26 protein-coding genes are annotated in these 25941 nt (G+C 32.5%); 17 read left to right on the forward strand and 9 right to left on the reverse strand.

The genetic code is table 11. The features are described from left to right. Positions 1 to 2 precede the first annotated feature (2 nt). From ACFQ0S_RS08760 to ACFQ0S_RS08790, 7 genes are all read left to right on the forward strand, one after another. A complete protein-coding gene (locus ACFQ0S_RS08760) occupies positions 3 to 623 on the forward strand; it encodes a hypothetical protein (protein ID WP_379756069.1) in 621 nt (206 codons plus the stop codon). A 254-nt stretch (positions 624 to 877) separates the two neighbouring features. Continuing rightward, positions 878 to 1543, forward strand: coding sequence for a hypothetical protein (locus tag ACFQ0S_RS08765; protein WP_379756066.1), 666 nt, complete (start codon positions 878 to 880; stop codon positions 1541 to 1543). A gap of 207 nt (positions 1544 to 1750) precedes the next feature. Continuing rightward, a complete protein-coding gene (locus tag ACFQ0S_RS08770) occupies positions 1751 to 2002 on the forward strand; it encodes a muconolactone Delta-isomerase family protein (protein WP_379756063.1) in 252 nt (83 codons plus the stop codon). Between the two features lie 315 nt (positions 2003 to 2317). Further along, complete coding sequence (locus tag ACFQ0S_RS08775; protein WP_379756060.1) at positions 2318 to 3664, forward strand: flavin monoamine oxidase family protein; 1347 nt, start codon at positions 2318 to 2320, stop codon at positions 3662 to 3664. A gap of 661 nt (positions 3665 to 4325) precedes the next feature. Beyond that, positions 4326 to 5741 carry a 23S rRNA (uracil(1939)-C(5))-methyltransferase RlmD gene (gene rlmD / locus ACFQ0S_RS08780; RefSeq protein ID WP_379756057.1) on the forward strand — a complete coding sequence of 472 codons (1416 nt, stop codon included), beginning with the start codon at positions 4326 to 4328 and terminating at the stop codon, positions 5739 to 5741. Between the two features lie 128 nt (positions 5742 to 5869). Beyond that, positions 5870 to 6370 (forward strand): DUF6452 family protein, encoded by a 501-nt coding sequence (locus tag ACFQ0S_RS08785; protein WP_379756054.1) that lies wholly within the window; start codon positions 5870 to 5872, stop codon positions 6368 to 6370. Beyond that, entirely contained in the window at positions 6342 to 7082 is a 741-nt protein-coding gene (locus ACFQ0S_RS08790) for a DUF6048 family protein (protein ID WP_379756051.1), read from the forward strand. Before ACFQ0S_RS08785 ends, ACFQ0S_RS08790 begins: the two co-directional genes overlap by 29 nt. Here the strand turns inward: ACFQ0S_RS08790 and ACFQ0S_RS08795 are convergent, their stop codons facing one another. Together ACFQ0S_RS08795 and ACFQ0S_RS08800 are read right to left on the reverse strand one after the other, a co-directional pair. Continuing rightward, positions 7083 to 7319, reverse strand: a complete 237-nt coding sequence (locus ACFQ0S_RS08795) for a hypothetical protein (RefSeq protein WP_379756048.1) — start codon at positions 7317 to 7319, stop codon at positions 7083 to 7085. A gap of 17 nt (positions 7320 to 7336) precedes the next feature. Continuing rightward, positions 7337 to 8530 carry a THUMP domain-containing class I SAM-dependent RNA methyltransferase gene (locus tag ACFQ0S_RS08800; RefSeq protein WP_379756045.1) on the reverse strand — a complete coding sequence of 398 codons (1194 nt, stop codon included), beginning with the start codon at positions 8528 to 8530 and terminating at the stop codon, positions 7337 to 7339. A 130-nt stretch (positions 8531 to 8660) separates the two neighbouring features. On the opposite strand from ACFQ0S_RS08800, the gene ACFQ0S_RS08805 reads away from it, so the two are divergent. Genes ACFQ0S_RS08805 through ACFQ0S_RS08845 form a run of 9 tightly spaced genes read left to right on the forward strand, consistent with a single transcriptional unit; the run spans position 8661 to position 13572 of the window. Continuing rightward, entirely contained in the window at positions 8661 to 9425 is a 765-nt protein-coding gene (locus ACFQ0S_RS08805) for a class I SAM-dependent methyltransferase (protein WP_379756042.1), read from the forward strand. Next, on the forward strand, positions 9425 to 10093 hold the full coding sequence (locus ACFQ0S_RS08810) for a ZIP family metal transporter (RefSeq protein ID WP_379756039.1): 669 nt from the start codon (positions 9425 to 9427) through the stop codon (positions 10091 to 10093). Before ACFQ0S_RS08805 ends, ACFQ0S_RS08810 begins: the two co-directional genes overlap by 1 nt. 44 nt (positions 10094 to 10137) lie before the next feature. Further along, positions 10138 to 10377, forward strand: coding sequence for a DUF433 domain-containing protein (locus ACFQ0S_RS08815; protein ID WP_379756036.1), 240 nt, complete (start codon positions 10138 to 10140; stop codon positions 10375 to 10377). A gap of 2 nt (positions 10378 to 10379) precedes the next feature. After that, positions 10380 to 10724 carry a DUF5615 family PIN-like protein gene (locus ACFQ0S_RS08820; RefSeq protein WP_379756033.1) on the forward strand — a complete coding sequence of 115 codons (345 nt, stop codon included), beginning with the start codon at positions 10380 to 10382 and terminating at the stop codon, positions 10722 to 10724. An 11-nt stretch (positions 10725 to 10735) separates the two neighbouring features. Then, positions 10736 to 11554, forward strand: coding sequence for an N-acetylmuramic acid 6-phosphate etherase (gene murQ / locus ACFQ0S_RS08825; RefSeq protein ID WP_379756030.1), 819 nt, complete (start codon positions 10736 to 10738; stop codon positions 11552 to 11554). A gap of 6 nt (positions 11555 to 11560) precedes the next feature. Further along, positions 11561 to 11782 carry a DUF6095 family protein gene (locus ACFQ0S_RS08830; protein ID WP_379756027.1) on the forward strand — a complete coding sequence of 74 codons (222 nt, stop codon included), beginning with the start codon at positions 11561 to 11563 and terminating at the stop codon, positions 11780 to 11782. Beyond that, a complete protein-coding gene (locus ACFQ0S_RS08835) occupies positions 11782 to 12354 on the forward strand; it encodes a pentapeptide repeat-containing protein (protein WP_379756024.1) in 573 nt (190 codons plus the stop codon). The genes ACFQ0S_RS08830 and ACFQ0S_RS08835 overlap by 1 nt, the downstream gene beginning before the upstream one ends. Positions 12355 to 12407: 53 nt before the next feature. Next, on the forward strand, positions 12408 to 12779 hold the full coding sequence (locus ACFQ0S_RS08840) for a DNA topoisomerase IV (RefSeq protein WP_379756021.1): 372 nt from the start codon (positions 12408 to 12410) through the stop codon (positions 12777 to 12779). A 10-nt stretch (positions 12780 to 12789) separates the two neighbouring features. Continuing rightward, positions 12790 to 13572, forward strand: a complete 783-nt coding sequence (locus ACFQ0S_RS08845; RefSeq protein ID WP_379756018.1) for a TerC family protein — start codon at positions 12790 to 12792, stop codon at positions 13570 to 13572. Between the two features lie 26 nt (positions 13573 to 13598). On the opposite strand, the gene ACFQ0S_RS08850 is transcribed toward ACFQ0S_RS08845, so the two are convergent. The 7 genes from ACFQ0S_RS08850 to ychF form a co-directional block, all read right to left on the reverse strand. Then, a complete protein-coding gene (locus ACFQ0S_RS08850) occupies positions 13599 to 16289 on the reverse strand; it encodes a DNA gyrase/topoisomerase IV subunit A (protein ID WP_379756015.1) in 2691 nt (896 codons plus the stop codon). After that, a complete protein-coding gene (locus ACFQ0S_RS08855) occupies positions 16286 to 16606 on the reverse strand; it encodes a nucleotidyltransferase family protein (RefSeq protein WP_379756012.1) in 321 nt (106 codons plus the stop codon). The genes ACFQ0S_RS08850 and ACFQ0S_RS08855 overlap by 4 nt, the downstream gene beginning before the upstream one ends. Further along, on the reverse strand, positions 16606 to 17016 hold the full coding sequence (locus ACFQ0S_RS08860; RefSeq protein WP_379756009.1) for a nucleotidyltransferase substrate binding protein: 411 nt from the start codon (positions 17014 to 17016) through the stop codon (positions 16606 to 16608). The genes ACFQ0S_RS08855 and ACFQ0S_RS08860 overlap by 1 nt, the downstream gene beginning before the upstream one ends. 10 nt (positions 17017 to 17026) lie before the next feature. After that, a complete protein-coding gene (locus ACFQ0S_RS08865) occupies positions 17027 to 18889 on the reverse strand; it encodes a DNA topoisomerase IV subunit B (protein WP_379756006.1) in 1863 nt (620 codons plus the stop codon). Between the two features lie 252 nt (positions 18890 to 19141). Next, positions 19142 to 20614, reverse strand: coding sequence for an ATP-binding protein (locus ACFQ0S_RS08870; protein WP_379756003.1), 1473 nt, complete (start codon positions 20612 to 20614; stop codon positions 19142 to 19144). 50 nt (positions 20615 to 20664) lie between these two features. Continuing rightward, positions 20665 to 21807, reverse strand: a complete 1143-nt coding sequence (locus ACFQ0S_RS08875) for an FIST signal transduction protein (RefSeq protein WP_379756000.1) — start codon at positions 21805 to 21807, stop codon at positions 20665 to 20667. A gap of 116 nt (positions 21808 to 21923) precedes the next feature. Further along, a complete protein-coding gene (gene ychF, locus ACFQ0S_RS08880) occupies positions 21924 to 23018 on the reverse strand; it encodes a redox-regulated ATPase YchF (protein WP_379755997.1) in 1095 nt (364 codons plus the stop codon). 188 nt (positions 23019 to 23206) lie between these two features. Here ychF and ACFQ0S_RS08885 point away from each other — a divergent pair, with 188 nt between their 5' ends. Continuing rightward, positions 23207 to 25882, forward strand: coding sequence for a TonB-dependent receptor (locus tag ACFQ0S_RS08885; protein WP_379755994.1), 2676 nt, complete (start codon positions 23207 to 23209; stop codon positions 25880 to 25882). The last annotated feature ends 59 nt before the right edge of the window (positions 25883 to 25941 follow it).

A 25941-nucleotide genomic window follows, 5' to 3' on the forward strand; every position in this document is an offset into this window, starting at 1 on the left:
GTATGCAAATTGATTATTTACAATGGATGGGCTATGTTGCCTCAGTAATCATCATGGTTTCTATGATGATGAATTCTATTATCAAATTCAGATGGATCAATTGTATTGGTGCATTACTTTTTTCTACTTACGGATTCTTGATTCATGCCTATCCTGTTGGTGTTCTCAACGGAATTATTCTACTGGTAGACATTTACTATTTAGTTCAAATATATTCTAAAAAAGAAACCTTCGAAATCCTTGAAATTAATGCTGAAAGTGAGTATCTAAAACGGTTTTTAAGTTTTCATGACAGCAACATTCAAAAAATACTTCCGGGTTTTTCCTACCATCCTGATAGGAATACGGTGAGCTTTTATATTTTAAGAAACATGTCGGTTGCCGGTTTGTTCTTAGCCCATCGAGAAAACACCAACGAACTTCACGTTGGTTTAGATTATGTATTACCCGAATACAAAGATTTTAAAAACGGCAAATATGTATATTTTAATTTGAAACAAAAATTTATAGATGCTGGCTATACTAAAGTTGTTGCCAAAGGAAATAATGTGAGTTATTTCAGGTATTTAAAGAGACTTGGTTTTAAGGAAATAAAGCCTGGAGAATATTGCAAAGAATTGTAAATGGAATTTCTTATTAAAATTTTTTAATCTAGAAGTATTTTGTTATGTTTTATTAAAACTTAAAGATAAACCCAGTATCATTTTAAAAAAAAGAAATATTATTTATAAATGGCGACTAGTAACTGAAATTAGCAAAAAAATATTGGGATAGATCTGATAATTTGAGACTGATAAACAAGTTGTCAGACATTGTTTATAAAACCTGAAAAATTGAAAATTGAAAAAAATTAAACTAAATATAAATTAAAACAATTATGAAATTTTTAAAATTAACTTTCGGAATCTTATTTTTATTATCTGTTACTAGTTGTATAACAACTTTACCTCTAAATCAGCAATTTTACAATACAAAAAAAGTTGGAGTAATTTTGCAAGTAGACAGTATTGGAATGGCAAAAGCTGGTGGACAGGGATTATTAGATATGGCTTTAACACCGGGAAATAGATTTACAGAACCTTTGAAGAAAGTTGAGCCTAAGTTTAATTTGAATGAAACATTGAAATCTGAAATTTCAAGTATTTTAAATTCAAAAAATAAACAATTCCAATTTATTGATGAAAAGATAGATTATCAAAATCTAAATAAATTTGAAAAACCAAATTCAGACAAAAAATACAGTAAAAAAGATTTCAGAAATCTAAAGACTTCAAACAATGTTGATGAGATAATGTTTATAAACGTAAAATACGGAATATTAGTAAGCTACTATGGAATGATAGAATTAGACAAGCAGGGATATGTTAATATTGGAACCGAAATTGTAGATTTAAGTGACAATTCACTTTTACAACAAGAAAATTTTCAAACCGTCGCTGAAATGAATGGTAATTGGAAAAAAGGGGAAGATTTTGAAAATCTAAAAAATTCAATCCAAAACGCAATTAATAGTTCTATATCGACTTTGAAAACAAAATTCTAAATAAAACAGCAGTATGCAAAAATGGTGATTAAGAGTCGAAGCTACACAAAATTACAGTGATTGGTACGATAATATTAGACCATTAAACGAGCTATAACTCACGCGAGAATAAACATGAAACTGACTGCACAAAAAATCAACTTTAACAAAATAAAAAACGGGGAAAGCTGAAAACCGAGTAGAGTAGGCAACTGAACATTTATAACAATGAATAAATTTATGATTGATATCCTTTTACAAGGATTAGATAATGAAACAAGAATGAAATTATTACCAAAAGAGCAAGAAATTATAAAAGAGTGGGAAGAAAATGGGTCACTGTTAGCTTCCTATATAAAAGCGGAAACCGCTGGAATCTACTTGGTACTAATGGCTAACGACAAGTCGGACGCAGACAAAAAACTTTCAACGTTGCCTTACTATCCCTATATGAAAATTGAAATAATGACATTGAGATAATCATTTAAAAATTGAACAAAAACTGCACGAAAGTATAGCACTTACTAAATCTCATAACTAGTTTTTCGGTAAATTTTTCGTTTCTTTTTCCTAACTTCGCTCGGTCCTACGCTCCCGCACGAATCCTTTCGTGTGGTAAGTAAGATATTCTAAAGTAAAGCAATAGAATTTGTGTTTACAAGTTAAAAAAAATACTTTTTGTAGCTCACACTTTAATGTTTAGGAAAGCCACACGAAAGGATTCGTGCGGTAGCTGGGGGTCAAATGTTAGCGTAAACCCTAAACAACAACAACTCAAACAATAACCCGACAAATATGGACAGACGCCATTTTATAAAACAATCAACATTATTTTCAATAGGTGGGATGTTAATACCCGCGGCACTTCTTGCATCTTACCGAAAAGAAACCTTGTTTGAAGACATAAACTATGACGGAAAAGTTTTAATTATTGGTGCTGGTGCAGCAGGATTATATGCTGCATATATTTTGAAAACAAAAGGGATTAATTTTCAAATTTTAGAAGCTTCTGCAAATTATGGCGGAAGACTTGGCAAACTTACAGGATTTGCTAATTTCCCTATTGACTTAGGCGCACAATGGTTGCATGGCAAAAAGAATATTACAGGCGATCTAATCGCAAAATCCGGCACAAAAATCACATTGGACAACAGCGATGAAAAATATTGGTTCAATAACCAAATTCTAAGTTCATTGCCCCGCGACATCAATGAGATCTTTACTAGAGAAGATAATTTACCTGATGTGTCCTTTAAAGATTTTGCCATCCAGGAAGGTTATGGAAATGAATATAAAAATATTGTAGAGGCTATAGCGGGAGATTGCGGGGCAGCCGCTTCACGGATATCTGCTTTTTGGAAAATCAAGGAGGAAGAAAATTGGAGTTCTGGTGGTAAAGATTTCAAATTTCAAGAAACTTATTTCGACTTAATTGATAGCCAAATCGCAATTCATATAAAAGATGAAATCTTGCTCAACACTATAGTTTCTAAAATTGATTATTCCCAATCTTCTATTGTTGTAACAGATAGTAACAACAATAATTATAAGGCAGATAAAGTAATAATTACAGTTCCAATTACGATTCTGAAATCGAACGACATTCAGTTTATTCCTGCTTTGCCTTCCGAAAAAACGGCAGCTTTTGCAAAAATAGGTATGGATGCCGGAATGAAAGTGTTTTTAAAATTCACCAACAAATTCTTTGACGAAAATATTATCGGTGGATCAATTTGCGCTGCTTATGCAGATGACAGTATTGGTAAAGCACAAAGCGACAACATATTGCTTGCTTTTATAACGGGTAAACAGGCAGAATATTTAACTTCACTAGGAAGCGATTCAGCTATCACAAATGCCTTGCTTCTTGAATTAGATACAATGTATAACGGACAAGCAACTGCTTCTTTCGTATCCTCCCACGTTCACAACTGGACAACAAATCCTTTTATTAAAGGAGCTTATTCATACAGCACAGTTGGTATTGGAGATTCAAGAAAAATTGCTGCTCAATCGATAAACGAAAAGCTATATTTTGCAGGTGAAGCAATGAACATAAACGGACACCATCAAACCGTTCATGGTGCCGTAGAAACAGGATATAGAGAAGTAAAACATATTTTAAAAGCCATTAAAAAATGAGAAATTTAAATGCAGTTACTATTTTACTTTTTGTATGTAATAACTCGATAGCACTGATTTGTAATCCGAGTCCATGATTAACAACAAAACAAACCCCGAGATCCCCTATGAATCCTTTCGTGTGGTATGTAAGATATTCTAAAGTAAAGCAATAGAATTTGTTTTTACAAGCTAAAAAATTACTCTTTGTAGTTCACACTTTAATGTTTAGGAAAGCCACACGAAAGGATTTGTGCGGTAGCTGGGGAACTGACGAAGTAAACAGTTCCTGCAATAAAAACTAAAAAAAGCTAACTCAGAGTAACCAATTTTAAAACATCAGTACACCTTTAATTTGCGAATCTGAGGTATCCCTTTTTTTAAAACCAAATAAGAGATTCAATTGTTTTAACTCTCCCCACTAGTGCGAGCACAATGTCATTACGTTAAAGAATTTTTGATTGAATATTACTTCGTCAGTTCGAGCAAAGCTCTCGGGAACGATTTCAGACTTCCTATTTTTTGTTAGTAAATAAAATTCATCGATTTTAGGGGTCTCTCAGATCTGAAATCAAAAATCTACAATCAAAAATCTACAATCAAATTTTTAAATAGAATATCTTTTTCAAAAATAATTCCCCTTTTGAATTTATAAAACCATTCAAACTCTTATTTTTGCGACATGGCTAAGAAAAATACAGACAAAATCGTTTTTGATCATATAAAAGTCCTCGATGCTGGCGCAAAAGGCGTTTCGGTAGCAAAAGCTCCAGATGGTAAAGTAATCTTCATTCCTAATGTCGTTCCCGGCGATGTGGTAGACGTGCAAACCTTCAAAAAGCGTAAAGCCTATTACGAAGGAAAAGCGGTTCGCTTTCACGAATTTTCAGAACATCGAATTGAACCCATTTGCGAACATTTTGGCGGTTGCGGCGGTTGTAAATGGCAAAATATGAAATACAGCCAGCAGTTGTATTACAAACAAAATGAAGTAAAAAACCATTTGCAACGCATCGGAAAAATTGAGCTTCCTGAATTGGAACCCATTTTAGGTTCTGAAAAACAATTCTTTTACCGAAACAAAATGGAATTTGGGTTTTCTAATGCGCGTTGGCTTACCGAAAAAGAAATAGAAAGCACCGAAGATTTAGGAAATAGAAATGCTTTGGGTTTTCATATTCCGAAAATGTGGGACAAAATTCTGGATATTACCAAATGCCATTTGCAGGAAGATCCTTCTAATGCGATTCGTAATGAAATTAGAGCTTTTGCGAATGAAAATGATTTATCATTTTTTAACCCAAGAGCGCACGAAGGCTTTTTGAGAACTTTAATGATTCGAACCGCATCAACTGGAGAAATCATGGTTTTGATTCAGTTTTTTGAAGAGGATACAACTAAACGTGAATTGTTATTGCATTTTCTTACCCATCGTTTTCCTGAAATTACCTCGCTTCAATACGTCATCAACGGAAAACCAAACGACACTATTTACGACCAAGACGTAAAATTATTCAAAGGTCGCGAGTATATTTTAGAAGAAATGGAAGGGTTGAAATTCAGTATTAATGCTAAATCTTTTTACCAAACCAATTCGGCTCAAGCGTATGAATTGTATAAAATTACTAGAGCATTTGCTGGTTTAACCGGCAATGAAATTGTATATGATTTGTACACCGGAACCGGAACTATTGCTCAATTTGTATCAAAAAATGCTAAGAAAGTAATTGGAGTAGAAAGTGTTCCCGAAGCCATTGTTGATGCTAAAGCCAATGCCAAACGCAACGAAATAACGAATTGCGAATTTTTTGTAGGCGATATGAAAGTCGTTTTTAACGAAAGTTTTATAGCACAACATGGTAAACCCGATGTTATTATTACGGACCCTCCACGTGATGGTATGCACAAAGACGTGGTAGAACAAATTATGAAAATTGCTCCCGATAAGATTGTATATGTCAGTTGTAATTCGGCTACACAAGCTCGTGATTTAGCTTTAATGGACGAGAAATACAAAGTAACTCGGGTGCGACCAGTAGATATGTTTCCGCAAACGCATCACGTAGAAAATGTTGTACTTTTGGAGAGGAAATTATAGATTGCTTCGCCAGTTCGCCTTTTAGGCTCGGGTGCAGATTTTTGATTTCAGTTATTAAAATTGAATTTTGCCATTGTCATTGAAATTGCCATTGAGAATAAAGATTTATGAAAAAATTACTTCTACTTATGATCCTTATATCTTACTCTTTTTCAAGTTGTGAAAAGGATGATATTTGCGATGCTAATACGCCTACCACTCCACGACTTATTATTGAGTTTTACGATAACGACAACCGAGAAAATAGAAAAAATGTAACTAATTTGTCATTATTAGGTGACGGATTGACGACAGCCATTGTATTTACAACCGGAACTAAAATTCAGGTTCCATTGCAATTAACAACTACAAGCACTACATATACTTTTACTTTAAATGCAGATAATGACAATCCTGCTTTAATTTTTACAGATATTATTCAGTTTAACTATTCGACTAAAACCGTTTATGTTTCTCGAGCTTGTGGGTATAAAATACTTTTTGACCTTAATTCCGACATCACATTGCCGAATCCCTTTGTATTAAATGATGATCCTGCTGTAACCAATGGCAATTGGATTAAAGACATTACAGTTGAAAAATTTAATTTAGAAACAGAAAATGAAACACACATCAAAATATATTTTTAGTATTTGCATCGTGTTGTCATCCTTTATGATTCAGGCACAAGCTAAAAAAACAGACAGTATACCCGTAAAAACCAATCGGTACGGTTTGCGTGTAGGAATTGATTTGTTTAAACTTTCACGATCTTTTTATGAAGACAAATACCAAGGGTTAGAAGTTGTTGGCGATTACAGAATTTCTAAAAAATACTACCTAGCCGGAGAATTAGGAAACGAAAATAAAACGGTTGATGATGCCCAGCTCAATTTTACCACAAAAGGCACCTATTTTAGAGTAGGATTTGATTACAACTTTTATGAGAACTGGTTAGACATGGAAAACAAAGTCTATATCGGAATGCGATACGGAGTGAGTACTTTTAGCCAACGATTAAACAGTTACAAATTGTATAATGCCAATCCTTATTTTGAAGATACGCCTACCGTTTTCCCGAATGAAGTTTTTAATGGGCTAACGGCGCAATGGCTAGAAGTAGTTGTAGGGGTAAATGCTAAAGTTTTTAATAATTTTTATATGGGTTTTAGTTTTAGAATGAATAATCTCATTACAAACAAAAAGCCAGATACTTTTGACAACCTTTATATTCCGGGTTTTAATAGAACCTACAACGGTAATTTTGGCGCCGGTTTTAATTATACCGTTTCCTATTTTATTCCTATTTACAAGAAGAAAGTTGGACTAAAAGTTCCTGAAAAAACCAATAAAAAGAAGTAATTATTTTACCTCTTTTATACCTTTAACAAACAACCATTTCATAAAAAGTTTTTCGCCGTCATTGGTTTTTACGGCTTGGAATTTTGGTGCTAGTATTGTTCCTACTACAAAAGCCGTTAGTGGAATCCAAAATCCAGTAATAGTGGTATAATGTGCTATCAAAAATCGGAAACCAATAAATAATACGGCAAAAGATGTGAGCTGATAAAGAAAGGCTCTAAGTTGTAATTTTGTCATTGTTATACCTTTATAGTTTATGAATTATTTATTTCAGAAGAATTCTCCTGATTGTATTTAACAGCAAATTTCGTTCTTTTACTCCCTTCATACATTTCGTATTTTACCAATCGCGCTTCTAAACTGGCATTGAATAATTTAATTTTTCGAGAAGGTTTTAATCCAACAAATTTCAAAGCTTCAAGATTGGCAGTAATAAACCAAGCATCGGTTCCTGGATAATTTTTCTTAAGCGTATCGCCAATATTTTTATAAAATTCTTCCATGTGAATATCTAAACGCTCATCATAAGGCGGATTAAAAACCATGTGTAATTTGCCTTGTGAGGTTTTTTCAGTATCAAAGAAGTTTTCTTCTGTTATAGTAATGTAGTCTTCCAAATTGGCATTCTTGATATTGGCTTTCGCTTTTTGCACAGCACTTGGCGCTTTATCATACCCTTTTATGGTGTAATGAAACTCTCTTACTTTTTTGAGCAAACTATCGTTAATACTCTCAAAAAGTTCATTATCCCAATCGTTCCATTTTTCGAAAGCAAATTCTTTACGATTAATATTTGCAGGAATATTGCAGGCAATCATTGCTGCTTCGGCTAAAAAAGTTCCCGAACCACACATCGGATCTAAAAAATGACCTTGCCCCTCCCAACCAGAAAGAATTAAAATTCCAGCAGCTAAAACTTCATTTATGGGTGCTATATTGGTGGCCGTTCTATAGCCACGCTGATGCAGTGAGTTCCCAGAAGTATCTAGTGCTACTGAAACCTGATCTTTATCGATATGAATATTAATTCTTAAATCGGGATACACTTTATCTATGCTAGGTCGTTGCCCTGTTCGTTCTCTAAACTGATCGACAATGGCATCTTTACATTTTTGGGAAACAAATTCAGAGTGGTTAAAATACTCCGAATGCACCGTTGCATCAATCACAAAAGTCTGATTGGCATTGATTAATTTAGACCAATTGACTCCTGAAACCCCTTTATACAAGGCTTGTTCATTAGTAGCTTTAAAGAAATAAATGGGTTTTAATATTTTTAAAGCGGTGCGCAACGACAAGTTAGCTTTATACATAAATCCTTTATCGCCTTTAAAACTAACCATTCGCACTCCTTGTTCTACCTCTTGAGCACCAAGCAGTTGCAGTTCTTTAGCCAAAATTTCTTCAAAACCAAAAAAGGTTTTGGCAATCATTTTAAAATTTTCCATTCTCTACAGTAACGACAACACAATATTGTGTAATCTAAAATTAATTTAATTTGTATTTCAAATTCTAAAATTAAAATACATGGCAAAAATACATTAAATTTGCACGCTCAGAATTAATGTAAATGAATTAATGTCAGAAAATAAAAATCTTAAATCCCAAATCCCAAATCTCAAATCAGAAAATTGGTTTGCTTCATGGTTTGATACTCCCTATTATCACATCCTTTACAAAGAGAGAAATTATAGAGAAGCTCAAATTTTTATGGATAATTTGACTCATTATCTTAATCTTCCCGAAAAAGCAAAAGTATTAGACTTAGCTTGTGGAAAAGGTAGACATGCAATTTATCTCAATCAGTTGGGTTTTGATGTAATAGGAGCCGATTTATCAGAAAACAGTATTGCTATTGCGAGTAAAAACAGTAATGATACTTTGCATTTTCAGGTGCATGATATGCGGCTTCCATTTGATGATAAATTTGATGCCATTTTTAATTTATTTACCAGTTTTGGTTATTTCGAAAATGACGATGACAACCTGAAAACATTAATCGCCATGAAAGAAAGCCTTTCAGAATATGGTTTTGGTGTTATTGATTTTATGAATGTAAATCAAGTTATTGCCAACTTAATTCCAGAAGAAGTAAAAACGGTTGATGGAATAGATTTTCACATCAAACGCTATTATATAGACGATCACATTTATAAAGAAATTGATTTTAAAGATAATGGCAATGATTTTCATTTTGTAGAAAAAGTTCGTGCTTTGACTTTACAAGATTTTGCCGAATTGATGGAACAAGCAGGTATTTATCTTTTAGAAGTATTTGGAGATTATAAATTAAAAAAATTCCATAAAACGGATAGTGAACGATTAATTCTATTTTTTAAATAATGAACTATCTTTTACCTTTACTTTCAGTACTTTTAGGCTATGTGATTGCGTTGTTTTTAAAACCAAAAAACAAAACCAATCTTAAACTACTATTGGCATTTAGTGGCTCTTTTTTATTATCGCTTACGGTCGTTCATTTATTACCAGAAGTGTATAAAAGTCAAAATACTTCTATAGGAATCTTCATAATGGTTGGAATTTTATTCCAAATCATATTAGAATTTTTCTCAAAAGGTGCTGAACACGGTCATGTTCATGGTCATGAAGTGATGAATCAAATACCCTGGTTACTATTCATTAGTTTATGTATCCATGCGCTATTAGAAGGACTACCGGTAAGTCATCATAAAGGTTTGGCGATGGGAATTGCCATTCATCATTTGCCAATAGCTATTATTTTAACTACATTTTTCATCAATGCCAATCTGAATAAAAAAGCCATTTTATTTTTTATGTTAACCTTTGCCATTATGACTCCTTTGGGAACTCTTTTGTCGAATTACTTATCCGTTCTCAATGACTATTATACTGAAATAACTGCCATTGTAATTGGAATATTATTTCATATTTCCTCCACTATTATTTTTGAAAGTAGCGAAGGACATAAATTCAATATTGCAAAAGTTTCTATGATTATTTTGGGAATTGGGTTGGCATATTTTTTATAGTTTATATTGAATAATTTACTAAATTTGTAAAAATCATAAAAGTCATGGAAACATCTGTTTTAGAAAGGATTACCATAAAACCAGACGTTTGTAATGGTAAGCCAACCGTAAGAGGTATGAGGATAACGGTAGAAACTATTTTGCAATATTTGTCTGCCGGTGATACTATAAATTCTATTTTAGAAGCTTATCCATTCCTTGAAAAAGAAGATATTCAAGCTTGCATTGCTTTTGCTTTAAAAAATTTATCGACTACAAAAAATGATATTCAACTAGCGAGCTAATTATGAATTCTTCTTTTTTAGTTGATGTTAATTTACCAAAGTTTTTTAGCTTTTTTAATTCCAACGAATTTATTTTTGTATCTGATATAAACTTACAAATGACAGATACTGAAATATGGAATTATGCATTAGAAAACAAATTAATTATTTTAACAAAAGATACCGATTTTTATACTCGTTTTTTAATATCAGAAAATGCCCCGAAAATAATCTATTTTCAATTAGGCAATCTTTCTTTGAAACAGATGCATCACTATTTTAATGATAATTGGGAGAAAATTCAATCTGAAATTGATAACTCTAAACTTATTATTGCAAAAGAAGCTAAAATAGAATGCGTTCGATAATATTCAACAAAATGACTTTCACTAAAACCACCGAACAATCCTCAAAATACGAACATTTAGAAAAAATGTCCGTTCAGGAATTGTTGTCCAACATCAACCAAGAAGATAAAACCGTTCCGCTTGCCGTAGAAAAAGCAATTCCACAAATTGAAACTTTAGTGACTGAAATTGTAACTAAAATGAAACTCGGTGGAAGACTATTCTATATAGGTGCTGGCACTTCTGGTCGATTGGGAATAGTAGATGCTTCTGAATGTCCGCCGACATTTGGTGTGCCATACGATTTGGTAAACGGAATTATTGCAGGTGGAGATAAAGCCATTCGTAGGGCTGTAGAAAATGCTGAAGACAACGCCACTCAAGCTTGGAAAGATTTAGAAGAACATGACATTAACAAAAATGATGTCGTGATTGGTATTGCTGCTTCGGGCACCACCCCTTATGTGATTGGAGGTTTAGAAGCATGTCATCAAAAAAATATCAGTACGGGTTGTATCACTTGTAATGTTGGAAGTCCACTAGCGTTAACAGCAAAGTTTCCAATAGTAGTGGTGGTTGGTCCTGAATTTGTAACGGGAAGTTCTAGAATGAAAGCAGGAACAGCTCAGAAATTAGTTTTAAATATGATTTCAACTACCGCTATGATTCAACTTGGTAAAGTAAAGGGCAACAAGATGGTTGACATGCAACTGAGTAACAACAAATTGGTCGATCGAGGCGTAAAAATGATTATGGGGGAAATACCTGTTTCATACGAAGAGGCTTCTTCTTTATTAAATCAATTCGGAAGCGTAAGAAAAGCTGTTGATGGTTACAACTCTAAATTCTAAATTAAAATGGCAAAAAATCAAAAAGTACTTGCAAAAGGAATCAGGTTTCTAACATTGTCTTTACCCCTACTCTTTATTGGACCATCTGTCATATACAATGCCTTTATGAATAAAAATAATGTTTGGCATTATTTAGTTTTAGCCATTGGAATTATAGTTTGCTTTGCTGCTGTTTATTTCATATTTAAAGGATTAAAAACAATTGTGGACGGCTTATTTGATAGTTAATGGAAAACCTACTCTACATTCATACAACTTTTGAAAAAGAAGTCTATATTCATTCGAAAATAAACAATCGTGAATTTGACGGTTGTGTTTTTAAGAACTGTGATTTCTCGAATAGCGATTTTAATTACAATACCTTTATGGATTGTGAATTCATAGACTGCAATCTTTCGATGACCCAATTGGTAGGGACCAGTTTAAAAACGGTAACCTTTAAAAATTGTAAATTACTAGGCATGCTATTTCATGCGTGTGATGATTTTTTGTTTGGTGTTGAGTTTCAAGAATGTGTTCTCGATTACTCTTCATTTGCCAATAAAAAAATGCAAAAAACAACTTTCAACTCCTGCTCTTTAAAAGAAGTTTCATTTATTGGAACAAATCTTTCTAATGCTGTTTTTGAAAATTGTAATTTAGAGAACGCCATTTTTAACGATACCCAATTGTCAGCTGTTGATTTTAGTTCTGCTTATAATTATAAAATTGACCCCGAATTTAATCCGATGAAGAAAGCGAAGTTTTCTAGAGAAGGAATCTTTGGACTTTTAGAAAAATATGATATTAAAATTGAGTAAATCCTCACCCCCAGCCCGTCTCCAAAGGAGAGGGGAGCCGTAACTTAAATAATATGAAAAAAATACTTATTCTGCCTCTTATCTTGTTATTGATATCCTGCTATAATTTTGAAAACAACTGCAAGGATTTTAAAACCGGAAAATTTATATCGGAAATCACCATTGATGGTGTAAAAAAGCAAACTACATCTACTCGAACCGATTCGATAGTGATTGAAACCTATGAGAGTAAAACAGATACGGCATCGATTAGATGGATTAGCGACTGCGAATATGTTTTACAGAAAATAAATCCAAAGAATATGTCTGAAAAAAAAGCAATTGATATTAAAATTTTGAGTACTACAAAAAATTCGTATACCTTTGAATTTGGAGTGGTTGGAAATAATAAAAAACAAAAAGGAACAGCAACAAGAATAAATTAAAACCAATTAGATGGAAGTATTTTTTAACCCGAATGCGTGGATAGCCCTATTAACATTAACCTTTTTAGAAATTGTATTAGGAATAGACAATATTATTTTTATATCTATTGCAACTGGAAAATTACCTGAAGAGAAACGTAAAAAAGCAACAAAAATTGGAATGTTTCTAGCGATGTTTATGAGAATTGTGCTACTATTAGGAATCTCTGTGCTTATTGCAATGAAAGAGCCTTGGTTTAAACTTGATTACAGTTGGTTAAGTGCTCAGATATCAGGGCAAAGCATCATATTATTTCTAGGTGGTATTTTTTTAATTTATAAAAGCACGAAAGAAATTCATGAAAAAGTAGAGGAAAAAGGCGAAGAAGAAAAAGAGTTGAAAAAATCAGCAGCAAAATCATTTGGTAGTGTTATTTTTCAAATTATTTTAATTGATTTAGTATTTTCATTTGATAGTATTTTAACAGCCGTAGGAATGACAAATGGTGTTGAAGGTGCTTTGTATATTATGATTACGGCTGTAGTTATATCTGTATTAATTATGATGCAATTTGCAGTTCCGGTAGGGAATTTTGTCAACAAACATCCTTCTATTCAAATTCTTGGATTATCCTTTTTAATATTAATTGGATTTATGTTGGTTACTGAAAGTGCCCATTTGTCGAATGCTTCCTTCTTTGGAAACCATGTAGATACTGTACCAAAAGGCTATTTGTATTTTGCCATTTCATTTTCTTTACTAGTTGAGGTTTTGAATATGAAAGTTTCTAAAAATATGAAAGAGAAGAAATAATTATAGAAAAGATTTCAGAATGCCAACTAAAATAAAGTTATCTGTCCATCATCGTCTAATTGAATATCGCCATCATCAATGACTTGATTTTCTATTTCTATTTTTTCTGGAACAATTTCCTCAGGTGCTTCATAAGGCAATGGCTCTAATAAATTGATTTGTTTTACTTTGTCAGTAGTCAATTGATTTCCTAATGCTTTAAAACCTTTAACGGCAATAAAACTTTCAATATCTACAGTTAAATTTTCTTTTTGTACCCCTTTTATTTTATTAAAAACTAATTCGGCTACAGGACGATAATCTGTTGCTACAATTTCCAATTGCGAGTTGGGATGATCGGTAATAAAACTCTCCTCCTTTCCTTCGGTTTCCACCAAAAAACGCTTCACATAATAGCGTTCTTTTTCGCCATCATAGTATATTGCAGAAATGGGTTTATTGGGTATCCATTTTTCTAAAACCACCATGTCTTCATCAAAATGGGTTGACAATTCTGGAATATTAACTTTGAGTTTTCCGGTTTGTGAAATCACGAGAATTTTATCAGTAGGCCTAAATTCTCCTAGTAATTCACCACGAGCATCGACATTTAAGCGCTGTACTGTGTCATCAAACCAAACTTTTCTTGGAAGTAAAGTTGATATTCCCTTTTCTTTGATTTCTATTTTCTTTATTGGATATTTAGAAACGATATTTCCTTTTGAAGCCCTACCTTTTATAGCGATGCTTGCAAAATCAACATCCCATTTTAATTTTTTTATACTTCCAATTTGACGCAATAAAATGGTAATTACTTCTGCTTCACCATTAGGATTATGAGTGAAATACAAAACTTGTGAACCTTTATTTTCATTCGTTAAATCGTACAATTTATCTCTTGTAACTCCCGAAACATTGAATCGTTTAATATAGGCTGGGCCGGATTTTCCATCGCGATAAATCATGTTGTAAATGGTACGTTTGTCACTTTTATCAAAAACAGCTACATGTATAATGTCTTTTCCAACAAACTTTTTATCGTCTACTTTGCAAATCATCATACTTCCATCACGAAGGAAAACTATCACGTCATCAATATCGGAACAATCGGTAACGTATTCGTCTTTTTTTAAACCTGTTCCTACGAAACCCTCTTCCCTATTGACATACAATTTAGTATTACGTAAAGCTACTTTTGTCGCTTCAATATTGTCGAAACTTCGCAGCTCCGTTTGGCGTTCTCGACCTTTTCCGTATTTCTCTTTTAATTTGGTAAAATAAGCAATCGCGAAATCGGTTAAATTTGCTAAATTAAATTCGACTTCCTTCATTTCGTCTTCCAACTTGGCAATTAAATCATCGGCTTTGTCCGAGTCAAAACGCGTAATACGAATCATCGGAATCTGGGTCAATCGTTGCAAATCATCATCGTTAATTTCGCGAACAAATGATTTTTTGAAAGGCTCAAATCGGTCGTACATATAAGAATAAAGTGATTCTCTGTCAGAATACAATTTAAAATCAATATACATTTCTTCCCGAATGAAGATTTTTTCTAAAGTCGAAAAATGCCATTTGTTTTTTAATTCCTCTAATTGAATTTCCAATTCTGCCTTGAGCAAATCTACCGTTCTATCTGTAGAGATTTTCAACATTTTAGACACACCAACAAAAAGTGGCTTATTGTCTTCAATGACACAACCTAATGGCGCTACCGAAGTTTCACAAGCCGTGAAAGCAAACAAAGCATCAATGGTTTTATCTGGAGAAACTCCTGGAAAAAGATGGATTAATATCTCAACCTCAGCAGCAGTATTATCCTCTATTTTTTTGATTTTGATTTTACCTTTTTCATTAGCTTTCAAAATACTGTCAATCAAAGTAGTGGTATTGGTCGAAAATGGAATTTGGGTAATGACCAACGTATTCTTATCCAATTGTGAAATTTTGGCACGAACCCGCACTCTTCCGCCCCGCATACCGTCATTATAATTGGAAACATCTGCAATTCCGGCCGTTTGAAAATCAGGAAAAAGGGTGAAAGGTTTTCCTTTCAGAATTTTTATCGAAGCATCTATGAGTTCATTAAAATTGTGTGGTAATACTTTAGTTGAAAGTCCAACAGCAATTCCTTCGGCACCTTGTGCTAAGAGCAATGGAAATTTTACGGGAAGGTTATTAGGTTCGGCACGACGACCATCATAAGAAACGCCCCAATCGGTGATTTTTGGTGAATACAAAACCTCCAAAGCAAATTTAGACAAACGTGCTTCAATGTATCGGGAAGCCGCAGCGCTGTCACCCGTTAGGATGTTACCCCAGTTTCCTTGGCAATCAATCAACAATTCTTTTTGACCAATTTGCACCATGGCATCACCGATACTCGCATCTCCGTGAGGATGATACTGCATGGTGTGCCCTACAACATTGGCTACCTTATTGTAACGACCATCGTCCAACTCTTTGAGTGAGTGCATGATTCGTCGTTGTACGGGTTTGAAACCGTCTTCAATAGCAGGGACGGCACGTTCTAGAATTACATATGAGGCATAATCCAAAAACCAGTCTTTGTACATTCCTGTAACTTTGGTAATGGTATCTTCGGTATTTTCATCATTCTCGTAGAAATGATTTCCTCCCGAAGAAACGATATCATCAAAACCTTCGTCACCAATGGACTCGTTTAAGTCGTCGTTTGTTTCGTCTTCTGAAATGTTATCTTCGTCTTCGTCTTTCATTTATGCTGAATTGTTTCAGTATTTCTTTTGTATAATTTTTTACCTACTCTATTGATGTGCTCAATTAACGATTGCGATTTTAAGTCCTTGTAAATTGAAATATCAAATTTATATGGAATATAACTATCATCTAATTTATGCCAAAGTTTTGATAAATCATCATTAGTTACTTCCCCTTTAAGTGTAATATCAATATCCGAACCTTCTTTGAAATTTCCCTTTGCTCGTGAACCATAAATTATTACCTCATCAATAGAAATACAACTATCAATAATTTTTAAAATTTCTCTATAACTTTTAGGATAAATACCAAACATTATAAATAGTTTTTCATTTTTGATTCAAATTCTGAAAATTTTTCATAATAATCATTTAAAATAATTTTCATAATTTCTAAAATCTCAGCTTGATCATAAATATGGGAAGTGGTATTTCTGCTTTTTATCATTTCTAACCATATTTCTCCATTTGTAATAAGACCAACATTAAAGGCCTCTTTAACAGCATTTTTACTTCCAAACAAATCGGTTTTGCCTTGTTCTTCTAGAAAATCTTTCATTACTTTCCAAGAAAGCTCTTGAGTAACTTCAAAAGCTTGGACAACACCTTGAAGCTCAAGCTCTGTAAAACTTCTCTCTATTTGAATATTTTTAGCATTTTTTAATTGTTTGAATGCACCTGTAAAATGTTCAAACCTTTGTTTCCATCGAATATCTTGATTTTCCATAGCGTTTAAGTTAATTCGTCTCAATCGAGTCCAATTCTACTTTCAAATTATTGATGATAAATACTTGTCTATCTGGTGTATTTTTACCCATATAGAAAGACAATAATTGTTCTACTGAGGTATTTTTATCCATCATTACAGGATCTAACCGAATGGTTTCTCCAATAAAATTTTTGAATTCATCGGGCGATATTTCTCCCAATCCTTTAAATCGGGTAATCTCTGGCTTGGGTTTTAATTTTTCGATAGCGTCTTTACGTTCCTCTTCTGAATAGCAATAGATGGTTTCTTTTTTATTTCGAACTCTAAAAAGGGGCGTTTGCAAAATATACAAATGTCCTTCTTTGATTAACTCTGGAAAAAATTGCAAGAAAAATGTAATTAATAATAAACGAATGTGCATTCCGTCTACATCGGCATCGGTGGCGATTACAATATTATTGTAACGCAATTTTTCTAATCCATCTTCAATATCTAAAGCGGCTTGTAATAAATTGAATTCTTCGTTTTCATACACAATCTTTTTGCTCATTCCGTACGAATTCAAAGGCTTACCACGCAAACTAAATACGGCTTGAGTATTGACATCTCGCGATTTGGTAATCGAACCCGAAGCGGAATCTCCCTCGGTGATAAAAAGAGTACTCTCTAAATTTCTTGGATTTTTAGTATCGGGTAAATGAGCACGACAATCTCTCAACTTTTTATTGTGTAAATTGGCTTTCTTGGCTCTATCGGTTGCTAATTTTCGAATGCCTGATAGTTCTTTTCGTTCTCGTTCTGCCTGCAAAATTTTACGCAACAAGGCATCGGCTGTTTGCGGATTTTTATGGAGGTAATTGTCTAATTTATTTTTTACAAAATCGTTGACAAACGTTCTAACCGAAGGCATTCCGGCTTCTGAACCCATATCGGTAGAACCTAATTTGGTCTTGGTTTGCGATTCAAAAACGGGTTCCATGACTTTGATGCTAATTGCCGTTACAATCGATTTTCGCACATCGGAAGCATCAAAAGGTTTGTTGTAATATTCCCGAATGGTTTTTACAATTGCTTCACGATAGGCAGCCAAATGTGTTCCTCCTTGTGTGGTGTTTTGACCATTTACAAAAGAGTGGTATTCTTCTGAATATTGGGTTTTACTATGTGTTAAGGCAATTTCTATATCATCGCCTTTCAAATGTATGATTGGATATTCTAAATCATCAGCATTAATAGTTTCTTCTAGTAAATCTTTTAATCCGTTTTCAGAATAGTATTTTTCGCCATTGAACAAAATAGTCAAACCGTTGTTTAAGTAACAATAGTTTTTAAGCATTTTTATTACATATTCCATACGGAATTTGTAATTTTTAAAAATGACTTCGTCAGGAATAAATGTAACTTTAGTTCCTTTTCGTTTGGTTGTATCAATAATTTCTTCATCAAGCACCAAATTTCCGCCAGAGAATTCAGCTGCTTTTTGCTTCTCATCACGAACAGATTCTACTCGGAAATAATTCGACAAAGCATTTACAGCTTTTGTTCCTACACCATTTAATCCAACTGATTTTTTAAAAGCTAGCGAATCGTATTTTCCACCTGTATTCATTTTAGAAACCACATCAATCACTTTTCCTAAAGGAATTCCACGACCGTAATCTCTAACGGTAACGGTTTTATCTTTGATGGTAACCTCGATGGTTTTTCCTGCTCCCATCACAAATTCATCAATGCAGTTGTCCAAGACTTCTTTTAGTAAAATATAAATACCATCGTCTGGCGAAGAACCGTCACCGAGTTTCCCGATGTACATACCAGGACGCATACGGATGTGTTCTTTCCAATCGAGTGATCGTATATTGTCTTCGTTATACTGGGTTTGGTCTGACATCTTTATTGGTATCGAATTTTACTGAGTTCTATTTAGTGTATGCTTAGGCATAAATCACAGGTGTGCTAATATAGTGGAATTTGATAGAAAATAAAAATGGAAAATTGAGAAGTTATTAATAATGATATTGACAATACATTTATGATTTTCGATTTCAAATTTTCAAATGAAAACAAATGAGATCTATAACATAAAAATTAAAAAAAAGGATTAATTATTTAGATTAAAATTAATCTTACATCCATTATATTATTATAAATTACTTTTATAATATTTTCTGAGTTTTAGGTTTAACTCTTTAGGATTAAATGGTTTAATAATATATTCATTGATTCCTAATGATATTGCTTTTTCAAGATACCCATAAGATGCAGATGCAGTTAAGGCAATTATTGGAATTATAGGATCTCTAAACCTAATATTCATTGTAGCTTCGTAACCATCCATTACTGGCATTGATAAATCCATTAAAATGACATCATACTTTCCTTTTTCGTATTTTTGAGTACCAATTAAACCATTTAATGCAACATCGACTTGTACATTCCATTGTGACAAGATTTTTTCGGCTACTTTAACATTTATTAGATTATCTTCCACTAGTAACACCCGTAATCCTTCAAGATTTTCTTCTTGATAATCATGAAATAAAAAATCATTTTTTAAATCTGAGCTATCAGTAAAAAAAGGCACATTCAAAGTAAAACTAAAGGTAGATCCTTTGCCTAATTCACTTTGCAACTCTATATCAGAATCTAATAACTGAAGTAGTTTTTTAGATATTACTAATCCTAATCCTGTACCACCAAACTCTCTTGTTGTAGCTTTTTCTGCTTGTTCGAACTTTTGAAAAATTTGTTCAAATTTATCTAATTCAATACCAATTCCAGTATCAATAACTTGAATTTTAAATTTAGATTTGTTTTGATTAATTTCTAATTGGTTTACTTTAATGGTAACACGACCGTTCTTAGTAAACTTAATAGCATTTGAAATTAAATTAGTTAGAATTTGCCCAATTCGTAGTGGATCGCTAATAATATTTGGAGTAAAATTAGGGTCAAATATAACTGAAATATTATTTGAGTTTTCCTGAGCTTTTACTTCTAATGATTTTCCTAGTTGTACAACTAACTCTTTTAAATCAAATGGAATATTTTCGATATCAATTTTTCCAGCTTCAATTTTATTAAAATCGAGAATGTCATTTATAAGTAAATATAAGTTCTTAGCAGAATGTTTTAAAACTTCAATATTTTCCTGAAAACTGGCTAAAGTATTCTCTTTTTCCATGATATATATTAGTCCTATAATAGCATTTAAAGGAGTTCTAATCTCATGGCTCATTATAGAAAGAAAATCAGACTTTGCTTCATTTGCTTTTTCAGCATTTAATTTAGCCAAATACAATTGATCTTGAAATTCTTTTTTAAAATCAATTTCTTTATTTAAAACATTTAATAAATCAATTACATTGTCTTCATTTCCAATCTTTAATTCGTTGTCATTCAATTGCTTTATTGCATGAATTAACTTGTTTTGAACATCTTCTTTATCGCCTAATTGTTCTTTTAGTTTTAAGTTAATTTGAAAATATTCAATGTCATTTAACCGAGAAGATTGTTCAAACAATTCTGCATCACGTTCATAACTCATATAGGACAAATTCACTACTTCAATAAATTTGGCAATAGCTTCATTATTGGCAATGAGGTCATCTGACAAAAATTTGTTTATTTGCCGTTTAAGTTGTCTATGAATGTTTTGATTATTCATTACGATTCATACATCGTTGTTATTGTCATGGTTTGATTGTGCAACTCGCAAGCAACTTTACTTAGTGTTGGTGAAATTTCACCATAAGAATAGAAGCCACAAACCAGCATTTCATCTCCAAAAACTTCTTTAACTACTTCTATTTCTTCTTCTATTCTATTACCAAGCACTATCTTTCTTCCAACGCAACTTACTAATAATGCTAATTCTGGTTCTTTTTTTTGTTTTTTACGAATAAGTTCCGCAGCATTATAAGAAGCATCAATAAGTTTATCAAAATTCCCTTTCATTAACCGAACCATAGATCCAATTGGAATGTTTCCTGCAAAAGTCATCGATTTATTTTCTTCATCTATAGCTAAAATGGTTCTAACAATTGGTTCAGAATTTTCATTTTCTTTCATTGAAAGAGGGAAATACAATGAAGATCCTGGTAACTCATCAGCATATTTTCCAAGGTATTCTTTATATAAATCTAAGGCATAACGGTCGCCTATTTTATACAAAATATTTTTTTTAGAAAGAGTAACCTCACGTTCTGGACCAAAATCACTCCAACCTCCTTCTGAGCCAAAACCAAAATGTATGGCATCACCATAGAAACCAATGGCAACAATTTTCCCAGATGAAGCATCGTTATTTAATCCTACAATAGTTTTTTCGAAATTGTATTCATCACCAGCTAACCCTCCAAAAATTGGAATCAATTCGTTTGTTTGTAAAATTAGCTCATTAATGAGTTCAGTACCATTAATAAAGCTTCCTTCAGAAATGATTAAAATTGATTTCAAATCATCGGTAAGTAAATCTTTTTTAATTTTATTTCCTAAAACCTGAATATCTGAATTTAACAGGATATCTATCTCAGAGACTTTAATAGTTGTTTTATCTAAAGCTATTGCAGTTGCGACTAAATTTTTTTCAACTAAATTGGTATTTGAGATTTGTCCAGATGTAGAACAAATTACAATTTGGGCATTTGGATACAGACTTTTCAATTTCTGAAATGGAGTTGCTTTTTCTAAAAATGTCCTTTCGCCAAAAGCAAGAACTAAATCAGCTTTTTGAAAATTAAATTCGTCTGTAGAAAACAAGATTTTTTCTTCATTGTTTTCATCAACTTTTACTTGCTGCAGTTTCATTTTAATAGAATTTTAGGATTATAAAGAAACTAAATTGTTTTTACAAAAACAAAAAAAACCTACAAAAGAAATTTTGTAGGTTTTTATGTATTCAAATTCCACTTAGTTTTTGATATTTAAACATTAAATCTAAAATGCATGACATCGCCATCTTTTACAATATATTCTTTACCTTCTACTTTAAATTTTCCAGCTTCTTTGGCTTTTGCTTCAGTTCCGTAGTGAATGTAATCTTCGTAAGAAATTACTTCTGCACGAATAAATCCTTTCTCAAAGTCAGTATGAATTACTCCAGCCGCTTGAGGTGCAGTTGCACCTATGTTAATAGTCCAAGCACGAACCTCCTTAACTCCTGCAGTGAAATAAGTTTGCTGTTTTAACAATTTATAAGCTGCACGAATTAAAACAGAAGCGCCAGGCTCTTCTAAACCCATATCTTCAAGAAACATTTTACGTTCTTCATAGGTTTCGAGTTCCGTAATATCAGCTTCGGTTCCGACTGCTAAAACAATGACTTCGGCATTTTCATCTTTAACCAATTCCCGAACTTGATCTACATATTTATTACCTGTCGCTGCCGAATCTTCATCGACATTACAAACATATAAAACGGGTTTTGAAGTTATTAATTGAAAGCTTTCAAACAACTCTTCCTCTTCATATCCTTTTGGCGTAACGGTTCTAGCTGATTTTGCTTGAAGCAATGATTCTCTAATTCTGTTAAGCAATCCTTCTTCAACTTGTGCTTCTTTATTGCCTGTTTTCGCCGCACGTTTTACTTTTTCCAACCGTTTTTCAACGGTTTCTAAATCTTTCAATTGCAATTCGATATCAATGGTTTCTTTATCTCGAATTGGATTTACATTACCATCAACATGAATAATGTTGTCATTATCAAAACAACGCAAAACATGAATGATAGCATTGCATTCTCTAATATTTCCTAAAAATTGATTGCCTAAACCTTCGCCTTTACTCGCCCCTTTTACTAATCCTGCAATGTCAACAATATCTACAGTTGCCATCTGAACGCGCTCAGGTTTAACCAATTCTTCTAGTTTATTTATTCTAGGGTCAGGAACGTTTACAACACCAATATTGGGTTCTATAGTACAAAACGGAAAGTTAGCACTTTGCGCTTTAGCATTAGACAAACAATTAAATAAAGTTGATTTTCCTACATTAGGCAATCCTACAATTCCTGCTTTCATTTTTTATGAGTTGACTATTAACATTTTTGTTAACGATTAATTTTTATTCTAAAAAGTGTGCAAATATAAAGGTTTATATTTTCTGATAAGAATTTAATACAATTTTAATCTGTACGTTAAAACTAAGTTAAAAAAATATTATATTGCAAGTGATTAAACAAAAACAATTAATAACTAATTCATTTATTATGAAAAAAGTCACATTATTATTATTTTTATTACAGATCTCTTTTCTATTTGCTCAAAAAGAAGTAGTTGGAAGAGTTGTAGATGAAGCTGGATCACCATTACCTGGAGTGAATGTTTTAGAAAAAGGTACTTCAAACGGTACTTCAACAGATTTTGATGGTATTTATAAGTTAAAAGTAAATGAAGGAGCTTCATTAATTTTTAGTTATTTAGGGTATTTAAATATCGAGAAAAGCACAACAAATGGATCCAAAATTGATGTAACTTTATCTTCTGGCGGGCAAGAATTACAAGAAATTCAAGTTGTAGGTTCTAGAAATTCTAAAAGAACTGTTGTCAATTCAGCTGTTCCAATTGACATTATTAATGTAAAAGATGTTACTACCCAAAGTGGTAAATTAGAAATTAATGAGTTGCTTCAATACGTTGCTCCTTCATTTAATGCTAACAAACAATCCGGTTCAGATGGTGCCGACCACGTAGATCCAGCCTCATTAAGAGGATTGGGACCAGACCAAACGTTGGTGTTAATTAACGGAAAAAGAAGACATCAATCATCATTGATTAATCTTTTCGGAACAAGAGGAAGGGGAAATACCGGAACCGATTTGAATGCTATTCCAGCTAGTTCTATAAAACGAATTGAAGTTTTAAGGGATGGTGCCGCGGCACAATATGGTTCAGATGCAATTGCTGGAGTTATCAATATTGTATTAAATGATAATGTAAATGAGTTGACAGGTGCTGTTACTTATGGAATGTTTAATACCAATGCTGATGGGGATTTTCTTCCTGGAACTCCTAATACAAAAGATTTTAGATTGGATGAAAACGGCAATGGAAATTCTATAGGTAAAAACAAAAACTTTGATGGAAATTCCGTAAAAGTTGCTGCAAATTATGGTGTTAAAATTGGTCAAAAAGGTGGCTATGTAAACTTAACTGGAGAATTTTTAAATAAAGAGAAAACTTTAAGACCAGGTTATGATTTTAGAAAAGGATTTGGAGAAGCCGGTATAATAGGATTAAATTTAATGGCAAACCTATCCATACCCATTACTAATAAAATTGACTTTTATGCTTTTGGAGGAACAAACAATCGAAATACCGATGCTTATGCCTTTACCAGAAACGGGGGAGAACGTGTAGTAGAAAGTATTTATCCAGGAGGTTTTACACCTAGAATTACATCTAAAATTGCTGACAACTCAATTGCTGGAGGATTTAGAACAAAAACTACAAACGGCTGGAAAATTGATTTAAGTAACGCATACGGAAAAAATATTTTTGATTATACCATAAAAGGAACACTAAATGCTACTTTAGAAAATGCTTCACCAAAAGAGTTTGATGCTGGTGGTTTTAGTTTAAGTCAAAACACAACGAATTTAGATTTTTCAAGAAATTTTGAAACTGTTTTGAATGGGTTAAATGTGGCTTTTGGTGCAGAATATAGAATTGAAAAATATAACATTGCTGCAGGTGAAATAGGGTCTTATGCAACATACGATACTAATGGTAATCCTATTACAGATCCTACAACTCAATTTGCACCAACAATACCTAATCCTGATTTTGATACTAGCTTACCAATTTCTGATGACAACCCAGAAACTCTTGTTAGACCAGGTGGTTCTCAAGGTTTTCCTGGATTTAGTCCTAAAAATGTAGTTGACAAGAGTAGAAACAGCAAATCATTATACTTAGATACTGAACTAGAAGTTTCAAAAATATTTTTGATGACTGCAGCTCTACGCTACGAAAACTATAGCGATTTTGGTAACACATTAAATTTTAAATATGGATATCGACTTAAATTAAGTGATAAGATTAATCTAAGAAGTTCATTTAGTTCGGGATTTAGAGCTCCTTCGTTAGCGCAAATCTATTTCAATACTAACTTTACAAATTTTAATGCTAGCGGAGCAACTGAAGTTTTACTTTCTGAAAATGATAGTCCTGTAACTAAAGGTTTTGGAATTGACAAATTAAAAGAAGAGAAATCAATGAATGCATCAATTGGTTTTACTGCAACTTATAAAAACTTTACGGCTACCGTAGATGGTTATTTGATAAATGTAAAAGATAGAATCGTACTAACCGGCTATTTTGATGCTTCTGCTTTGAATCTTAATGTTGATGCTGCTCAGTTTTTTGTTAATGGTGTTAATACAGATACTCGAGGGATTGACTTAGTTTTTGCCTGGAAAAAGAATTGGAATGATTCAAAACTTGGAATCACATTTGCTGGAAACATAAATAGAATGAGAATATTAAATGTGAAAAACAAATCTCTTGATGAAGAAATCTTCTTTGGCGCTAGAGAAAAAGCATTTCTATTGGCTTCAGCTCCTAAAAGTAAATTTGGCTTAAATTTTAATTACAACGTAAAAAAGTTTGATGCAGGTTTAGCTTTTACAAGATTTAGCAAAATAGTTTTAGTAGATTATAACAACGAAGATGATGTTTATACTGCTAAAACAGTTACTGATTTAACATTTGGTTATCAATTATCAAAACAATTAAAACTGAGTATTGGTAGTAATAACCTATTTAATATATATCCCGACAAACAAGATGAACAAGGAAATACAGAAGCAGGTGGCTACTGGGATGCTGTTCAAATGGGTTTTAGTGGAGCGTATTACTATGCTCGTTTAGGATTTAATTTTTAAAAAATAGCACAAAACAAAATATAAAATCCTGTTCGTTTTAATGCGAACAGGATTTGTTT

It is taken from the genome of Flavobacterium myungsuense (genome assembly GCF_042677265.1).
Taxonomy (GTDB): domain Bacteria; phylum Bacteroidota; class Bacteroidia; order Flavobacteriales; family Flavobacteriaceae; genus Flavobacterium; species Flavobacterium myungsuense.

Excerpts from the sequence above, each read along its gene's own strand:
- ACFQ0S_RS08760 (WP_379756069.1), top strand. The coding sequence starts at position 3 with ATGCAAATTGATTATTTACAATGGATGGGCTATGTTGCCTCAGTAATC.
- ACFQ0S_RS08765 (WP_379756066.1), top strand. The coding sequence starts at position 878 with ATGAAATTTTTAAAATTAACTTTCGGAATCTTATTTTTATTATCTGTT.
- ACFQ0S_RS08770 (WP_379756063.1), top strand. The coding sequence starts at position 1,751 with ATGAATAAATTTATGATTGATATCCTTTTACAAGGATTAGATAATGAA.
- ACFQ0S_RS08775 (WP_379756060.1), top strand. The coding sequence starts at position 2,318 with ATGGACAGACGCCATTTTATAAAACAATCAACATTATTTTCAATAGGT.
- rlmD (WP_379756057.1), top strand. The coding sequence starts at position 4,326 with ATGGCTAAGAAAAATACAGACAAAATCGTTTTTGATCATATAAAAGTC.
- ACFQ0S_RS08785 (WP_379756054.1), top strand. The coding sequence starts at position 5,870 with ATGATCCTTATATCTTACTCTTTTTCAAGTTGTGAAAAGGATGATATT.
- ACFQ0S_RS08790 (WP_379756051.1), top strand. The coding sequence starts at position 6,342 with ATGAAACACACATCAAAATATATTTTTAGTATTTGCATCGTGTTGTCA.
- ACFQ0S_RS08795 (WP_379756048.1), bottom strand. The coding sequence starts at position 7,319 with ATGACAAAATTACAACTTAGAGCCTTTCTTTATCAGCTCACATCTTTT.
- ACFQ0S_RS08800 (WP_379756045.1), bottom strand. The coding sequence starts at position 8,530 with ATGGAAAATTTTAAAATGATTGCCAAAACCTTTTTTGGTTTTGAAGAA.
- ACFQ0S_RS08805 (WP_379756042.1), top strand. The coding sequence starts at position 8,661 with ATGTCAGAAAATAAAAATCTTAAATCCCAAATCCCAAATCTCAAATCA.
- ACFQ0S_RS08810 (WP_379756039.1), top strand. The coding sequence starts at position 9,425 with ATGAACTATCTTTTACCTTTACTTTCAGTACTTTTAGGCTATGTGATT.
- ACFQ0S_RS08815 (WP_379756036.1), top strand. The coding sequence starts at position 10,138 with ATGGAAACATCTGTTTTAGAAAGGATTACCATAAAACCAGACGTTTGT.
- ACFQ0S_RS08820 (WP_379756033.1), top strand. The coding sequence starts at position 10,380 with ATGAATTCTTCTTTTTTAGTTGATGTTAATTTACCAAAGTTTTTTAGC.
- murQ (WP_379756030.1), top strand. The coding sequence starts at position 10,736 with ATGACTTTCACTAAAACCACCGAACAATCCTCAAAATACGAACATTTA.
- ACFQ0S_RS08830 (WP_379756027.1), top strand. The coding sequence starts at position 11,561 with ATGGCAAAAAATCAAAAAGTACTTGCAAAAGGAATCAGGTTTCTAACA.
- ACFQ0S_RS08835 (WP_379756024.1), top strand. The coding sequence starts at position 11,782 with ATGGAAAACCTACTCTACATTCATACAACTTTTGAAAAAGAAGTCTAT.
- ACFQ0S_RS08840 (WP_379756021.1), top strand. The coding sequence starts at position 12,408 with ATGAAAAAAATACTTATTCTGCCTCTTATCTTGTTATTGATATCCTGC.
- ACFQ0S_RS08845 (WP_379756018.1), top strand. The coding sequence starts at position 12,790 with ATGGAAGTATTTTTTAACCCGAATGCGTGGATAGCCCTATTAACATTA.
- ACFQ0S_RS08850 (WP_379756015.1), bottom strand. The coding sequence starts at position 16,289 with ATGAAAGACGAAGACGAAGATAACATTTCAGAAGACGAAACAAACGAC.
- ACFQ0S_RS08855 (WP_379756012.1), bottom strand. The coding sequence starts at position 16,606 with ATGTTTGGTATTTATCCTAAAAGTTATAGAGAAATTTTAAAAATTATT.
- ACFQ0S_RS08860 (WP_379756009.1), bottom strand. The coding sequence starts at position 17,016 with ATGGAAAATCAAGATATTCGATGGAAACAAAGGTTTGAACATTTTACA.
- ACFQ0S_RS08865 (WP_379756006.1), bottom strand. The coding sequence starts at position 18,889 with ATGTCAGACCAAACCCAGTATAACGAAGACAATATACGATCACTCGAT.
- ACFQ0S_RS08875 (WP_379756000.1), bottom strand. The coding sequence starts at position 21,807 with ATGAAACTGCAGCAAGTAAAAGTTGATGAAAACAATGAAGAAAAAATC.
- ychF (WP_379755997.1), bottom strand. The coding sequence starts at position 23,018 with ATGAAAGCAGGAATTGTAGGATTGCCTAATGTAGGAAAATCAACTTTA.
- ACFQ0S_RS08885 (WP_379755994.1), top strand. The coding sequence starts at position 23,207 with ATGAAAAAAGTCACATTATTATTATTTTTATTACAGATCTCTTTTCTA.